Origin of the sequence: Bradyrhizobium sp. BR 10261 (genome assembly GCF_019455395.1) — a bacterium.
GTDB lineage: Bacteria > Pseudomonadota > Alphaproteobacteria > Rhizobiales > Xanthobacteraceae > Bradyrhizobium > Bradyrhizobium manausense.
The window spans coordinates 20962-35962 of record NZ_JACOFQ010000022.1 but is presented as its reverse complement, the minus strand read 5'-3'; the positions used below and the strand labels follow the sequence as shown (position 1 = coordinate 35962).

17 protein-coding genes and 1 pseudogene are annotated in these 15001 nt (G+C 62.7%); 15 read left to right on the top strand and 3 right to left on the bottom strand.

Annotation, left to right across the window (positions count from 1 at the left end):
• Positions 1 to 85: 85 nt before the first annotated feature.
• From HYH07_RS24165 to HYH07_RS24105, 13 genes are all read left to right on the top strand, one after another.
• Positions 86 to 1324: a flagellar hook protein FlgE gene (locus tag HYH07_RS24165; protein ID WP_057742884.1), complete on the top strand. Its 1239-nt coding sequence runs from the start codon at positions 86 to 88 to the stop codon at positions 1322 to 1324.
• A gap of 46 nt (positions 1325 to 1370) precedes the next feature.
• Positions 1371 to 2849 (top strand): flagellar hook-associated protein FlgK, encoded by a 1479-nt coding sequence (flgK, locus tag HYH07_RS24160; RefSeq protein WP_220004845.1) that lies wholly within the window; start codon positions 1371 to 1373, stop codon positions 2847 to 2849.
• The gene (locus HYH07_RS24155; protein ID WP_220004844.1) at positions 2849 to 3895 is read left to right on the top strand and encodes a flagellar hook-associated family protein; all 1047 of its coding nucleotides are present in this window, start codon (positions 2849 to 2851) and stop codon (positions 3893 to 3895) included. The genes flgK and HYH07_RS24155 overlap by 1 nt, the downstream gene beginning before the upstream one ends.
• A gap of 45 nt (positions 3896 to 3940) precedes the next feature.
• A complete protein-coding gene (gene flaF / locus HYH07_RS24150; RefSeq protein ID WP_220004843.1) occupies positions 3941 to 4285 on the top strand; it encodes a flagellar biosynthesis regulator FlaF in 345 nt (114 codons plus the stop codon).
• A complete protein-coding gene (gene flbT / locus HYH07_RS24145) occupies positions 4285 to 4695 on the top strand; it encodes a flagellar biosynthesis repressor FlbT (RefSeq protein WP_057742891.1) in 411 nt (136 codons plus the stop codon). The genes flaF and flbT overlap by 1 nt, the downstream gene beginning before the upstream one ends.
• A gap of 14 nt (positions 4696 to 4709) precedes the next feature.
• Positions 4710 to 5132: a flagellar hook assembly protein FlgD gene (gene flgD / locus HYH07_RS24140; protein WP_220004842.1), complete on the top strand. Its 423-nt coding sequence runs from the start codon at positions 4710 to 4712 to the stop codon at positions 5130 to 5132.
• A 2-nt stretch (positions 5133 to 5134) separates the two neighbouring features.
• A complete protein-coding gene (gene fliQ / locus HYH07_RS24135) occupies positions 5135 to 5401 on the top strand; it encodes a flagellar biosynthesis protein FliQ (protein ID WP_220004841.1) in 267 nt (88 codons plus the stop codon).
• 71 nt (positions 5402 to 5472) lie between these two features.
• Entirely contained in the window at positions 5473 to 7554 is a 2082-nt protein-coding gene (flhA, locus tag HYH07_RS24130; protein ID WP_220004840.1) for a flagellar biosynthesis protein FlhA, read from the top strand.
• Positions 7551 to 8303: a flagellar biosynthesis protein FliR gene (gene fliR / locus HYH07_RS24125; RefSeq protein WP_220004839.1), complete on the top strand. Its 753-nt coding sequence runs from the start codon at positions 7551 to 7553 to the stop codon at positions 8301 to 8303. Before flhA ends, fliR begins: the two co-directional genes overlap by 4 nt.
• A 7-nt stretch (positions 8304 to 8310) precedes the next feature.
• Positions 8311 to 8730, top strand: coding sequence for a hypothetical protein (locus tag HYH07_RS24120; RefSeq protein WP_220004838.1), 420 nt, complete (start codon positions 8311 to 8313; stop codon positions 8728 to 8730).
• Positions 8727 to 9194: a rod-binding protein gene (locus tag HYH07_RS24115; protein ID WP_220004837.1), complete on the top strand. Its 468-nt coding sequence runs from the start codon at positions 8727 to 8729 to the stop codon at positions 9192 to 9194. The genes HYH07_RS24120 and HYH07_RS24115 overlap by 4 nt, the downstream gene beginning before the upstream one ends.
• Positions 9195 to 9238: 44 nt before the next feature.
• A complete protein-coding gene (locus HYH07_RS24110) occupies positions 9239 to 9781 on the top strand; it encodes a flagellar biosynthesis protein FlgN (RefSeq protein ID WP_220004836.1) in 543 nt (180 codons plus the stop codon).
• A complete protein-coding gene (locus HYH07_RS24105; RefSeq protein ID WP_220004835.1) occupies positions 9778 to 10236 on the top strand; it encodes a hypothetical protein in 459 nt (152 codons plus the stop codon). Before HYH07_RS24110 ends, HYH07_RS24105 begins: the two co-directional genes overlap by 4 nt.
• Positions 10237 to 10351: 115 nt before the next feature.
• Here HYH07_RS24105 and HYH07_RS24100 read toward each other — a convergent pair whose 3' ends face one another.
• Positions 10352 to 11122 (bottom strand): response regulator transcription factor, encoded by a 771-nt coding sequence (locus HYH07_RS24100; protein ID WP_220004834.1) that lies wholly within the window; start codon positions 11120 to 11122, stop codon positions 10352 to 10354.
• An 812-nt stretch (positions 11123 to 11934) separates the two neighbouring features.
• Between HYH07_RS24100 and HYH07_RS24095 the strand changes: the two genes are divergently transcribed.
• A complete protein-coding gene (locus HYH07_RS24095; RefSeq protein WP_220004833.1) occupies positions 11935 to 12870 on the top strand; it encodes a hypothetical protein in 936 nt (311 codons plus the stop codon).
• A gap of 13 nt (positions 12871 to 12883) precedes the next feature.
• On the opposite strand, the gene HYH07_RS24090 is transcribed toward HYH07_RS24095, so the two are convergent.
• Positions 12884 to 13462, bottom strand: coding sequence for a MarR family winged helix-turn-helix transcriptional regulator (locus HYH07_RS24090; protein WP_220004832.1), 579 nt, complete (start codon positions 13460 to 13462; stop codon positions 12884 to 12886).
• Between the two features lie 433 nt (positions 13463 to 13895).
• Between HYH07_RS24090 and HYH07_RS24085 the strand changes: the two are divergent.
• Positions 13896 to 14062 (top strand): annotated as a pseudogene (locus HYH07_RS24085) (dienelactone hydrolase family protein); the annotation flags it as partial.
• Here HYH07_RS24085 and HYH07_RS24080 read toward each other — a convergent pair.
• A complete protein-coding gene (locus HYH07_RS24080; RefSeq protein ID WP_220004831.1) occupies positions 14037 to 14897 on the bottom strand; it encodes an SDR family oxidoreductase in 861 nt (286 codons plus the stop codon). The pseudogene HYH07_RS24085 and the gene HYH07_RS24080 sit on opposite strands and share 26 nt — an antisense overlap.
• Positions 14898 to 15001 lie beyond the last annotated feature (104 nt).

The window sequence follows — 15001 nt, the reverse complement described above, 5'->3', positions numbered from 1 at the left end:
TCAAGTTGTGCATCGCCACCAACCATCAGCCCCGCGCAAGCAAGACCCCCCATTGTAACTCCAATCTGCCAAAGGAGCCCACTACATGAGCCTGTATGGTGTTATGCGCACCGGCGTTTCCGGGATGAATGCGCAGTCCAACAAGCTGTCGACGGTCTCGGACAACATCGCGAACGTCAACACGGTCGGCTACAAGCGGGCTTCGACGGAATTCTCCTCGCTGATCCTGAAGAGCGGCTCCGGCAACTACGATTCCGGCGCGGTCGAGACCACGGTCCGCTACGCCATCACCGATCCCGGCAATCTCCAGTTCACGACCTCGACGACGGACCTCGCGGTCCAGGGCAACGGCTTCTTCGTCGTGCAGGATGCGAACGGCAACAACTTCCTCACGCGTGCCGGCTCATTCGTGCCCGACAGCACCGGCAACCTCGTCAACACCGCCGGCTTCCAGTTGATGGGCTACAACATCCAGAACGGCGCCGTCCCCAACGTGGCCGCCAATGGCTTCGGCGGCCTCCAGGTCATCAACGTCAACCAGATGGCGTTGCAGGCCTCGCCCTCGACCAAGGCGACCGTGGCTGCCAATCTGGATCCGAGCGCGGCGATTGTCGCTGCTCCGGCGGCCGCCGCTGGTCCGGGCAACTACACGTCGAAGACATCGATGGTGACCTACGACAACATCGGCAACGCCGTGACGCTCGACGTCTATGCCGCGAAAACCGCTGCGAACACCTGGGACATCGAAGTCTACAACGGCGCAGCCTTGCTGACGGGTGGTCCCTCGGCGGCGACCAGTTTCACCTTCAACGTCACGGCGGCCGGAAAGGGCGCGCTGGCCGCAGCAAGCCCCAAGACGCTCGCGTTCACCGTCCCCGGCGGCTCGGCCTTCACCATGGACCTCTCGGCCATGACCCAGGTTGCCTCCAGCTTCGACTTCAAGGCGACCGTTGACGGCAACGCGCCGTCCTCCGTCGAGAAAGTCAACATCGACAGCAAGGGCGTGGTGAGCGCGGTGCTCAAGAACGGCACCCAGTTGCCGAGCTTCCAGGTTGCGCTCGCAACCGTGCCGAGCCCGGATCACATGACGCCGGAGGTCGGCAATGTCTATTCGCCGAACCTTGATTCCGGAAACGTGCAGGTCGGTCTGGCCGGGCAGGGTGGCCTGGGAACCATCCAGTCCGGCGCTCTCGAAGACTCCAACGTCGATCTTGCGAGCGAACTGACCGACATGATCTCGGCGCAGCGCGGTTTTACCGCGAACTCGAAATCGTTCCAGACCGGCGCAGATCTGCTTGACGTCGTCGTCAACCTGAAGCGCTGAGTAGCTCAACGCCGATTCCGGGCAAGAGAACGTTCAAGAGCACGCCATGTCCCTTACCTCAGCCCTCGACTCGGCCCGCAACTCGCTCATGGCGTCGGGCATCCAGTCCTCGACGATCTCGCGCAATATCGCCGGTGCCGGTTCGACCGGCTATTCGCGCAAGATCACCGAGCTGGATAACCTTCCCGGCGCCGGCGTTTATGTCGCGGCGATCCAGCGCGCCGCCTCTTCGGGCCTGTACAGCAACGTCCTGACCGCGACCTCGGCAGCCGCAACGCAGAGCGCGATCTATGCCGGTCTGCAGAAGATCGCCGCTGCCACAGTGGACGATCCGCAGCTCGACCAGTCACCGACGGCGCAGCTCAACGCGCTGAAGCAGGCGCTGCAGCAATATGCCAACGCGCCCGATAACACCACGCTGGCTCAGGCCGCCGTGACCTCCGCCAAAGACATGGCGAGCGCGCTCAACCAGGCGACCGTGACCGTGCAGTCGGTGCGCGAGGGTGCGGACGCCGACATGAAGACGTCGGTCCAGAACATCAACCAGCTGCTCTCCCAGTTCCAGGCGGTAAACACGGCGATCGTGAAGGGTACAATCGCCGGCGACGACGTAACTGATTATCTCGACCAGCGCGACAGCATTGTCTCGCAATTGTCGCAGGAGGTCGGCGTCACGATGACGATCCGCACCAACGGCGATGCAGCCCTCTACGCCGACAGCGGCGCGGTGCTGTTCGACAAGACGGCGCGGGCGGTAACTTTCGCTCCCACCACATCGTATTCGGCGAGCATCACGGGTAACGCGGTCTTCATCGACGGCGTGCCGGTGACCGGCGCCAATTCGGTGATGCCGATCAAGTCCGGCAAGCTCGCCGGCCTCGCCCGGCTGCGCGACAGCGACACGGTCACCTATCAGAGCCAGCTCGACGAAATCGCCCGCGGTCTGATCAATGCTTTCAAGGAAAGTGACCAAACGGCCGCGGCGCTGCCCAACGTTCCCGGTCTCTTCACGTACCCTGGCGCGCCGACGATGCCCGCGAGCGCCACCGTCTCGGTGGGCCTCGCCGGCACGATCTCGGTCGCGGCGTCGGTCGATCCTGCCTTGGGTGGCAACCCGAATCTGCTGCGCGACGGCGCGATCAGCGGGAACCCGGCTTATAACTACAACACGGCGGGCAACGGCGGCTTTTCGGCCCGGCTGCAGCAGCTCATCGGCAACATGGATGCGTCGCAGCCGTTCGATGCGACAACGCAGGGTAAGCCGAACGGCAGCCTGATCGACTACGCATCGTCGTCGACGAGCTGGATCGAGAACCAGCGCAAGGCCGCCAACGACAGCTCGCAATATCAGAACACGCTGCTGGACCGCAGCACGACGGCGCTGTCGAACGTCAACGGCGTCAACATGGACGACGAGATGTCGTTGATGCTCCAGGTCGAGCGCACCTATTCGGCGTCCTCCAAGATCATTTCGACCGTTGACCAGATGTTGCAAGCCTTGCTAGCCGCCGTGGGGAATCCGTGATGATGAGCGCCAACTACATTTCCACCCTCGTGCTGTCCTCGTCCTTGAGGTATTCGATCACGAACAACCAGGCGGCGCTGAGCAAGGCGTCAACGGAAGCGACCACCGGCCGTTTCGCCGATGTCGGCCTCCAGCTCGGGGCGACGACGGGGGGCGACGTCACCTTGAGGGCGGACCTCAGCTTCGCCGACCAGCTCGTCGATACCAACGGCCTGGTCGGGGGACGCCTGGACGTGACGCAGGACCGCATCACCCAGCTCGGGTCGACCGCAACTGATTTCCTCAAGGACCTGATCGCGGCCCGCAGCACCGACGGTGGCGGGCGAATCATCCTGCCACCGGCGTCCTCCAATCTCCAGGACCTGATCGGCGCGCTGAACGTCTCCTACAATGGCTCGTTCCTGTTCTCGGGCATCAACACGCAGACCCAGCCGATCACGCCTTACCAGGCCGGCTCGGCCAGCAAGAACAAGGTCGATGCCGATTTCCTTGCAGCCTTCGGCTTCACGCAATCCTCGGCCAGCGTGAACACCATTACGCCGGCGCAGATGCAGACATTCCTCAACGGTCCCTTCGATGCCGAGTTCGCAAGTCCCGCCTGGAACACCAACTGGTCAACGGCCACCGACCAGGTCATGCAAAGCCGCATCTCCACGACGGAGATCGCCGATACGTCCGTCAGCGCCAACCAGACCGGTTTTCGCAAGCTCGCCGAGGCTTATACGATGATGGCCGATCTCGGAAATGCGAACCTCGACCAGTCGACGTTCCAGGTGGTCGTGGACAAGGCGATCGGCCTCGTCGGCAGCGCCATCACAGACCTCGCGACGCTCGGCGGCGACGTCGGCACGGTGCAGCAGCGCATCACCACGGCGACCGACAAGCTGAAGACCCAGAAGGATATTCTGAACAATCAGATCGTCGGCATAGAGAAGGTCGATCCGACCGAAGCGTCGGTACGCGTCAACACGCTACAGACCCAGATCCAGACGGCGCTCGCACTGACTTCGCAGCTCCAGAAGATCAGTCTCATCAACTATCTCTGAGCCCGAGCCGCTTACGCTTTCAGTTTCCTGCGCAGAGTATTACGGATGACTTTTGAAGCCTATGAGACGGTCGTTGAAGACAGCGGCCATGAGGCGCGAGGGCGCGAGCGCCAGGCGCTCAGCCTCGGCATCGACCGGCTGGAGCGGCTCCAGCGGGAGTGTTTCAGCATTGAAGATCAGGTTCAGAGCCTGCTCTATGTCCGGCGGCTGTGGACCATCTTCATCGAGGATCTGGCGCATCCCGAGAACGGACTGCCCGAGCAGCTGCGCGCCGACATCATCTCGATCGGTCTGTGGGTCGTCAAGGAAGCCGATCGCCTGCGCGAGGAAAAATCGAACGACGTGACGCAGCTCGTCGAAATCAACCGCCTGATTCGAGACGCGCTTTAATGAAGATCTCCTTGCGAGCGGGCGAACGGGTCTACATCAACGGCGCGGTGTTGCGCGTGGACCGCAAGGTCTCGCTCGAACTCGTCAATGATGTGATGTTCCTGCTGGAAGGGCAGGTGATGCAGGCTGCCGACGCCACCACGGCGATGCGCCAACTCTATTTCATCGTTCAGCTCATGCTGATGAACCCGACAGATGTTGGCGCCGCCGCCTCGCTCTATGGGCAGCACCACGCGGCCCTGCTGGCTGTTTGCGAGAACCGCGAAATGCTGGACGGGCTCGCCGCGATCGACGAGATGGTCGGCGGAACCCGCTACTTCGAGGCACTCAAGCGGATCCGGGCGCTGTTCCCTCTCGAGGAGGCGATCCTGGCCGGCACCACCACCAAATCTCCATTCAAGGCTGCCTGACAGCGGAGAGGCCCATGAACGTTCCCAGCGCGACCGATACCCCGAGCACCAGTTCGACCAGCTCGACCTCGTCCAGCTCGACGCCGTCAAGCAGCGGAGTCGACTACAACACCTTCCTCCAGCTCCTCATCGCCGAGATGAAGAACCAGGATCCGACCAATCCGACGGATACGTCGCAATACATGAGCCAGTTCGCCCAGCTGTCGACGGTCGAGCAGGCCATGCAAACCAACACGAAGCTGGATGCGTTGCTGTCCTCCCAGTCGCTGTCCCAGGCGGACGGGCTGATCGGAAAGAATGTCAGCTTCACCGACTCGACCGGCGCGACTTTCACCGGCAAGGTCGCCTCGATCTCGATCAACAGCAACGGCTCCGTCGCGACCCTCCAGGACGGCACCAAGGTCGCGGTCGGCCCTGGTCTTACGATCAGCAACTAACCATGAACGAGCGGGACGCCCTCGACCTCGTCCAGGCGGCGATCTGGACCATCCTCGTTGCCTGCGGACCCGCCGTCGGCGCGGCGATGCTGGTCGGCATCGTCATCGCGCTGATCCAGGCCCTGACCCAGATCCAGGAGGCGACGCTGACCTTCGTTCCGAAGATCATCGTCATCCTCGTGGTCGTGGCCATCTCCGGCTCCTTCATCGGCGCCCATCTCTCCACCTTCACCGAGATGGTCTATTCGCGGATCGAGCACGGCTTCTAATCCGGCGGCCACCACCCTCGCGTAAGCTTTGCGGGGCAGATTGCAGGGCGGACCCTGCTGCCCGGTGACCTATGGCCGATACGTTAGCTGCTAGCCTGCCGAACCCGCGACGCTTCGGCGCGGACGCCGTCTTCGCTGGCGGCATCGTGACCATGCTCACGATCCTGTTCTTGCCGATCCCTCCCATCCTGATCGACCTCGGCCTCGCTTTTTCGATCGCGCTGGCGGCGCTGATCCTGATGGTCGCGTTGTGGATCCAGCGGCCGCTCGATTTTTCCGCCTTCCCGACCGTGCTCCTAATCGCGACGATCCTGCGGCTCGCACTCAACGTCGCGACCACCCGCCTGATCCTGTCGCGCGGCGGGGAGGGCGAGACCGCTGCCGGCCACGTCGTCGCCGGCTTCTCGAAGTTCGTCATGGGCGGCGACTTCGTCATCGGATTGATCATTTTCGCGATCCTGGTCACGGTGAATTTCGTCGTGATCACGAAGGGCGCAACGCGTATCGCCGAAGTCGGCGCGCGCTTCACTCTGGACGCCATCCCCGGCAAGCAGATGGCGATCGACGCGGACCTCTCTGCAGGCCTGATCGATGACAAGGAAGCCCAACGCCGGCGCCGCGAGCTCGAAGAGGAGAGCTCCTTCTTCGGCGCGATGGACGGTGCCTCGAAATTCGTGCGCGGCGATGCCATCGCCGGCCTGATCATCACGGCGATCAACATCTTCGGCGGCATCATCATCGGCGTCACTCATCACGGTCTGACCCTGTCGCGCGCCGCCGACGTCTACACAAAACTCTCCGTCGGCGACGGTCTGGTCACGCAGATGCCGGCATTGATCGTGTCGCTGTCGGCGGGCCTGCTGGTGTCCAAGGGCGGCACCAGAGGCTCGGCGGAGCAGGCGGTGCTGCGGCAGCTCGGCGGCTATCCCCGCGCGGTGTCTGCCGCGTCCTTAATGATGTTCGTGCTTGCCTTGATGCCGGGGCTGCCGATGGCACCGTTCGTGCTTCTGGGCGGCGTCATGGCCTTTGTCGGCTACTCGCTGCCGAAGCGGCAGGCGGCCGCGAAGCAGAAGGAGGATGCGCGCAAGGCCGAAGAACGCGCCCAGAACGACGCCAAGGAATCGGTCAAGGAATCGCTCAAAACCGCCGAGGTCGAGCTGTCGCTCGGCAGCCATCTGTCGGTTCACCTGCTCGGTTCGCGCAACGAGCTTGCCCACCGCGTCGCCAAGATCCGCAAGAAGTTCGCCAAGCAGTATGGCTTCGTCATTCCCGAGATCAAGCTGTCGGACAATCTGTCGATCGACCCCAAGGGATACCAGATCCGGATCCACGATACGCGCGTCGCCCATGGCGAGCTCCGCATCGGCGAGGTGATGGTGCTGGTGGACAAGGACGGCAAGCCCGACGTGCCCGGCGACGAGGTGATCGAGCCCGCCTTTGGCATGAAGGCGCTGTGGGTGACGGAAGCCTTCACCGAGGAGGTCAAGCGCCAGGGCTGCAAGCCGGTCGACAATCTGTCGGTGCTCCTCACGCACCTGAGCGAAGTGCTGAGGGCAAATCTGTCGCAGCTGCTGTCCTACAAGGACATGCGCGCACTGCTCGACCGGCTCGAACCCGAATACAAGCGCCTGGTCGACGATCTCTGCCCGTCCCAGATCTCCTATTCCGGCCTGCTGGCGATCCTGAAGATCCTGCTGGGCGAGCGGGTGTCGATCCGGAATCTGCATCTGATCCTCGAGGCGATCGCCGAGATCGCGCCGCATGTCCGGCGGTCCGAGCAGGTTGCCGAGCACGTGCGGATGCGGCTGGCCCAGCAGATCTGCGGCGACCTCTCCGACAATGGCGTGCTCAATGTCCTTCGCCTCGGCAATCGCTGGGATCTTGCCTTCCATCAGAGCCTGAAGCGCGACGCCAAGGGCGACGTCGTCGAGTTCGACGCCGATCCTCGGCTGATCGAGCAGTTCGCGACCGAAGCCAGCGCCGCGGTCCGGAAGTTCACCGAGGACGGCACCAGTGTGGTGCTCGCGGTGACGCCGGAGGCCCGACCCTATGTGCGCATGATTTTGGAGCGGGTGTTCCCGACCCTGCCGATCCTGTCGCATGTCGAGGTCGCCCGCAGCGCCGAGATCCGGGCGCTCGGAGCCATTTCGTGATCATCGGCCTCACTGACCACGTGCTCGTCACGTTCATCGTGTTCTGCCGGATCGGCGCCTGCCTGATGCTGGTGCCCGGCTATTCCAGCGTGAACGTTCCGCCGCAAATCCGCCTGTTCGTCGCTCTCGTCACGACCTTCGCGCTCGCGCCGATTCTTGTCGCCATCCTGAAGCCGCTCGTCGACGGCGCCTCGCCGCTGACGATGGCGCTGCTGATCGGCACAGAGCTTCTGGTCGGCGGCGTCATCGGTCTCGGCGGGCGTGTGTTCTTCCTCGCGCTCCAGACCATGCTCACCGTCATGGCGAGCGCGATCGGGCTCAGCAGCATCCCGGGCACGCCCGTCGGCGACACCGATCCGGCGCCGCCCGTGGTGCCGCTGATCATGGCCGCCGTCACCACGTTGTTCTTCCTGACCGATCAGCACTGGCAGGTGTTGCGCGGGCTGATGAACTCCTACGACGTCTGGCATCCCGGCGAGAAGCTGACCGGCGAGATGGCGCTGAACCAGCTGGTGAGCCGTCTCGCCGACGCGTTCGTGCTGACGCTGCGGATCACCAGCCCCTTCATTGTCTATTCCGTCATCGTCAATTTCTCGGTCGGTCTCATCAACAAGCTGACCCCGGCGATACCGGTCTATTTCGTCTCGGTGCCATTCGTCCTGTTCGGTGGTTTCCTGCTGCTCTATCTCACCAGCGACGAGCTGCTGGCGCAATTCATGCTGGGCCTGTCGTCGTGGCTGGCGGGATGATGGGGTCATGACCTCGCGCGCGGACAAGCTCAGCCGAATCGTCTCGCTGATCAAGCTTCAGCTCCGGCTGTCCGAATGGCAGCTTTCACAATTGCGACAGCAGGAGCAGACCATGCAGGATGAGCAGGCCTGGCTGGTGGCGACGCTGAACGAAGGCAAAACGCCGGCGGGATCGTCGAGCGATTCGATTGCGCGGCGCCTCAACAGGACCAGCGTCGACGCTCGTGCCGTGCAGGAACGCGCCGCGATGCAGCTCGACAAGGTCAGCTCGGAGACCCGGCGTGTGAAGCAGCTCGAGGAGGTCGCCAGGGCGGCGCTCGCCGACAAGCTGCGTGCCGCAGAGAAGCGCTCGCTCGAAGACATGATGGGAACACACGCCGCCGCGCGCGATCTGACGCCGCGGCCGACCAGCCGGACCAAGACATGATCGTGACACCGACATCCGACCTCGTTCTTGATGTCCTCGACGCCGCCGATCCGGTGACGCAGCGGACGGCGACGGCGAAGCTGGAGTCGCTGAAATCGTCGGGCGCCGATTTTGCTGCGACGATGGATGCGACGGCCAGCAAGGCGGCCGATCAATCCGCCGCAAGTGTGACGGAGGCGCAATCGGGCGTTGTGAACGGGCCGCCGGTGCAGGTGATCAAGAAGCCTGGCCCGGACGAGGTCTATCGCAAGTTCGAAGCGTTCATTCTCCAGACCTTCGTCGAGACGATGCTGCCTAAGGAGTCTGACGAAGTATTCGGCAAGGGCATCGCGGGCGGCATCTGGAAATCGATGCTGGCCGAGCAGCTCGGCGCCCAGCTCGCGAAAGGCAAGGGCATCGGAATTGCCAAGCAGCTCGCGGCTGCGCATCCGGCAGGCCCGGGGGCCGCGGGCAGGTCGGACTGATGGATATGGGACATGGGTGACGAAAGTTGAGGGGTGAATTTGCTATGCAGGTAGAACAAGGCGCGACGGCCCAGGTGATGGAGCAGCCGGTCATTGAGCAACACGTCCTTGACATCGAGGCGATGACGGAGGCTGCGCCGAGCGACGTTCTGTTGCCCGCGCTCCTGCCTAATGTCGCCAGCGACATGACGCCCGACGACCCTGAGGCGGCGGCGAGGTTGGAGGTGATGCGGTCCGAAGAGGTCCGCGGATTGCTGGTCGCAATTCGCCGGCTCGAAACCATTGTCGAGGAGGAGACCGCCGCGCTCGCCACCGGACAGAAGGTCGACTTCGACGACTTCAGCGCCCGCAAGAGCCGGAGCATGCTGGAATTCGTCCGCCTGATGCGGGCGCGGATGCATCTCGGCAGCGAAACCGAGATCACCGAGGAAATTCAGCGGCTGCGCGAGAAGCTCGAGCGAAACCGCTCTCTCCTCGAAATGCACTACGACGCCGTGCGTGAGGTCGCGAGCATCATCCTCAGGGCGATCAAGGAAGCCGAATCGGACGGCACGTACACCGGTCGCGCAGCGCAGGACAGAAAATGATCAAGCTGGTGCTGGCTGGGCTCTGGGTATGCATCCTCACCGCGGGCACGAGCTATGGGGTTGCCTATTGGAAGGAAAATGGCAGCCTGCTGCCCGCGAAGGACGAATATCTTGAAGGCCTGCAATACCAGAAGACCCGGGCGCTGAGCGTGCCCATGGTCGAGGGCGGCGCTGTGCAGGGCTACATCGTCGCGCGCTTCGTCTACACAGTTGAGGCGAAGACCATGCACCAGCTGACGGTTCCGCCGGAGCCGTTCGTCGTCGACGAGGCCTTCCGAAGGATCTACGCTGACGACAAACTCGATTTCAGGAAGCTCGCCCGTTACGATCTCTCCGTCCTCACCTCGGCGATCAAGCAGCGCGTCAACGAGCGGATGCAGGCCGACATCGTCCAGGACGTTCTGGTCGAGGACTTCAACTACGTCTCCAAGGAAGAATTCCAGCAGAAGCCGTAGTGCGCCGGTCCGCGAAGCCGCGCAGGCTGACGACGTCCCGGCCGTCAAAAACAAACCGGCCCCTGCGCGAGCTTCCCGCAGGGGCCGGTGGTCGTTTGCGAGCCGGCTTGCCGCGTCAGTTGCCGGCCGGGTAGGCCGCAGGCGCGGCATGGGCCCGGTTCAGGAGGATGCCGACCTCGTCGAGCTCCTGCATCGGCTCGTCGATCGTCTCATTGGCCGGGATGTTGAGCCGGTATCCGACATAGCGGCGGGCCACGATCGCGTCGAAACCGAGGCGGTCGCGGAGCTTCTTGCGTAGCTTGCTGACGTGACTTTCGATCACGCTCTCGTCGAAGGTGGATTCAAAGATGCCGTAGACCGCGTTGAAGATCTGCGTCTTGGTGATCCATTTGCCGTGGTTGCTGACCATATATTCGAGGATGCGCAGCTCGCGGCGCGGCAGCGTCAGGGCGTGGCCTGCGATTTCGGGGTCACGTCCGTTGAAGAAGACCTGGATCCTGGTCTCGCACGGCCTCGGCAACTCTCCGACCCGGCGGCGAGCGATCGCGGCCGTTCGGGCAAGGATCTCACGCAGATGGATCGGCACGTGGACCACGTCGTCCACACCGGATTCGAACAGCTCCAGCGTATTCTTGAGCATCTTTTGGCCGCTCATGGCGATGATCGGAGCCGTAGACCGCTTGCGCATCGCCCGCGGCAGGCTTCCGCGGGCATCGCAGTCCCCCAGAAGGAAGGCATCGACGGCTGCAAGGTCCGATTCACTCGCGGATTGCAGCCAGTCCCAGAATTCTCCGGAGGAGAAGCCGATCGACGATACGCCTTCGCGAACGAGCCCTCCTACGTAGCTGTTCGTGACGCTCTCGCGATCATCAACGATAATATACATCGGTCTTTCGCCCCTGTTTCGCACTTGCTGTAGCCGGGAGGTTTGTTTGTGATGCCCCGGTTCGGCAGCCATGCTGTTTGACGATATTCCCTCCCGCGAACCGTTATTGTGGTTTCGATATTCGCGGGCAGCTCTACGCATTCAGTGCCCACATGTGTGGGCCTGCTACTTCGACTCGATACTGAACGCTTACTGCGTGAAGCCCGGCGGGTGTCTGACAGATCACCTTGCGGGGCGGATTGAGATAGCGACGTAGTACAGCTGCGTTACGTTGCTCATCGCGTCCGAACGCCACTGAACTCTGTCGATCTCCTCGCCAACGGGCGAGAATCACTTAAGACAGACCGTAACAATTGCCGATTTCCGATCAAGCGTGCGGAACAAAGCGTTTGCTACGTGTGCTTGATGCTGTTGGTTTGTTTCCAGTTGTCTTTTTGTATGTCCGAACGCATCAGTTGATTTGAAATTCGAACCAGTTTTGCACCTTAGCGGTTATAAAGTTCCTATGCCCGTACAAACAAAGCCATTTTGAGTCGTGTCACTGAGCCGTCATACCGAGGACTTTCAACCCCGGATTGACTCTCCTGGCCGTGGACTGACATGCGACAATTCGACTCATGTATGGCGGCGAGACTCCAGCTTGGCAAAATCTTGGCGAGTGTGTGTCTTTCGAGTCGCACTTTTGAGTCCCGCATGATGCGCCACACGCGCCCTTGCATCATGCGCGGCGAAAAAGTTCTGATGCGCACGTTTCAGGCAAGCTTCGCCAACTAGTTTCATTCGACAGATCGAAACGAACGGAGCATTTTCAAATGTTGTCCGATGGAAAAACGCGTCCCGCTGAAGCTGCGGATTTGATCGCAGCGGCGAAGCCTGCTCCGGACACACGCGATACCAAGCCCAATAATTACACGCGCATGGCCAAGCCCGCGGCAGCCGCGAAGCCTGCATCATTGTCGAACGACGAGGCCGCAGCGAAAGAGGCGCTCGAGGGATTGAAGCGCATTCGTGCCAAGGCTCGCCTCGACAAGATGGCGATACCAAAGCCTGCGCCGGCCGTCATCAAGCCGGCGATGATCGTGGCCAAGCCGCCGCCGCCGCGCCCTGCCTGGGTCGTTCCGCTCGCGACATTGGCGGTTGCCGCCATCCTGGTGGTCTGCGCGTGCACCGGCGTCATTGCCTATCTCACCACGCAGCCCGGCCAGACCAATGCCACGGCCAATGCGGAGATCAGGAATCTGCGCGAAACGGTCGCCCAGGTCCGCAAGCAATTGGCCGGCGTATCAGAGAATCTCGATGGCCTGCGCACCGCGGTCGATCAATCAAGCAAGGCAACCAGCGATCGTTTCGGCCGGTTTGCCGAAAATCTGGATCGAATCGAGCGAGTCAGTTCGTCTTCGACGGCGAAGCTCGACAGGCTCGCCCAGGCCCAAATCCAGGCGCCGGTGCAAGTCGCCGCGCAGCCGTCGCCGGCGATGCCGGTGATGGCGTCGGTGGCCGCGCCGGAGACCACGGGCTCGGTGGCTCCGGTCGAGCGCAGCTCGGCGCCGCGCAAAGTGGTCAAGGGCTGGTCGGTTCGCCAGGCCTATGAGGGCATCGCGATCCTGCAGGGCCCGAACGGTGTCGTCGAGGCCGTGCTCGGGCAGCAGGTGCCGAATCTCGGTCGGATCGAGGAGATCAGGAACGAGAACGGCCGTCTCGTCGTGGAAACCAGCGGCGGCGGCGTCATCTATTCAGCGCGCAAGTAAGCGGCGGAGGCTTCTATTGTCGGTGATGCTCGAAGCTGGTGCATAGCAGCTCGATCTCGGCCTCCGCGATCGGCGCACGAAACAGCCGGCAGGTGAACTCGACCGTCGACTTGTTCTCGGAAGCTGTGCGATCCTCTCGCAGGAAGATGCATCGCTTGCAGATGTCGCTGTGGGGCCGCTGTTCGGCGGCATCCGCCTGATCGAGCACGTGACGCAACGTGTCGCGAAAGCGAAGCTTGCTGTCGTCATCGAGAACGGCGAAGGCATCGACCAGGCCGTTGACCGGATCGCGCGCCAGAAACTTCTTGCCTTGCTGCGTCACGCTCAGCATGACCGATCGCTTGTCCTTGGAGGAGCGGGTTCGCTCCACATAACCGAGGCGTTCGAGCTCGCCGATGATGAAGGAGGCGGTGCCGCGCGTCGTGCCGACATAGCTTGCCAGCGCCGATGGCGTCCGTGAGAACCGGTTCGCACGGAAGAGGAAGCGCAGCGCCATCCACTCGCGATCCCGCATGCCATGCTTGGTGCCTTCGAACCACAGGATCCGCGCCACCTGTCCCAACAATTCGATTGCTTCGCGAGCCAAATTCATTTCGATGCCAGATCGGATAAAGCTTTGTTCAATTGAGTGTTCGGGGGCGCAATCGCTGCGGGTTCGGAATGAAGCCGTCTAGCGTTTGCTTCGCGCGAGTCCAAAAGAACATGCCGCGCTTGGAAGACGCTTCTCCGTTCTGGAGATGGAACATTCGGGAGTGGAACTAGAGCGTCACAAAGAAAGTTCGAGTAAACTGCGAAGCTCAACTGATCCGAAAATTTCAGTCAAATGGTGCGGGCCCGCTGTGTTCGGGCAACATCATGTGTCGCTGCGGCCACGATCGCGTCCGATTCTTGCGTCGAAACGTTTCGAATTGCGCGAAGCTGCAAACAAGGCGCAACACGTGACGGCACGGCAAGGGGCGGGAGAACCCGTTTTTTCGGTTAATGGATGTTGCGACGCAATGCGGCTACACGGTTAAATCGGGCACGTTTACGGCGGCGCCGACACCGGCATTCCCCGGCCGAATTCAAGATCTATCCGGACGCGCGGCATGGCTTCCATGCCGACTATCGCGGCAGCTATCGCAAGGAAGCGGCGGAAGATGCCTGGGCAGAGGCGCAAGCCTGGTTCAAGAAATACGGCGTCCTGAGCTGACGCCGCGCCACAGCGCGTCGAGGCCGTGCCGATAGGTCGGATAGGCCAGCGTGACGCCGAGCTCGCGCTTCAGTTTCGCATTGGAGACGCGCGCGCTGCTGGCATAGAAGCTGCGCGCCATCGCCGACATCTCGGCCGTCGCAAACGCTTCTTCGGCCGGCGGCGCGATGCCCATCAGCTGTGCGGCATAGGTGATCACGTCTTGCGGCGGTGCGGGCTCGTCATCGCAGACGTTCCAGGTGCCGCCGCTGGTGTGGGTGATCGCGGCCATGATGGCGCTCGCGATGTCGTCGACATGGATGCGGTTGAAAACCTGGCCGGGCTTGATGATGCGGCGGGCGGTGCCGCCACGCAGCGTCACCAGCGCGTTGCGGCCGGGACCGTAGATGCCGGCAAGGCGCAGGATCGCAACATCGCCGTGCGCCGTCTCGGTCCAGGCCTGCTCCGCGGCGACGCGCAGCCGGGCGCGATCCAGGGAAGATTGCGGCGGCGTGCTCTCGTCCACCCATCCGCCGGCATGATCGCCATAGACGCCGATGGTGGAGAGATAGACGACCTTGCGGCGGCCTGTTGCGAGCACGTCGCCGAGCGCTGCGAGCGCGGGATCGCCGCTGCCATCAGGCGGGATCGAGATCAGGAGAACATCGGCATCGCGGATGCGATTGACGGTCGCATCAGCCGGGCGGCTGCCGGAAAAGGCATGCAGCTCGACGCCGGCGAGATCGTCCCGCGTGGTGGGATCGCGCACGGTGCCGGCGACATGCGAGAAGCTGCCGCCGAACCTGCGGACGAAATGCCGGGCGCTATAGCCGAGGCCAACAATGAAGAGCCGCATGCGTCTTCCCGTGCCGGGTCCGAGTTCGTTCGCGCGAGCCGGCGCGTCCTCGCTCATAAGAGATCAAAACCGCAAAACAACCCCATGCACAGTACATCACGCCG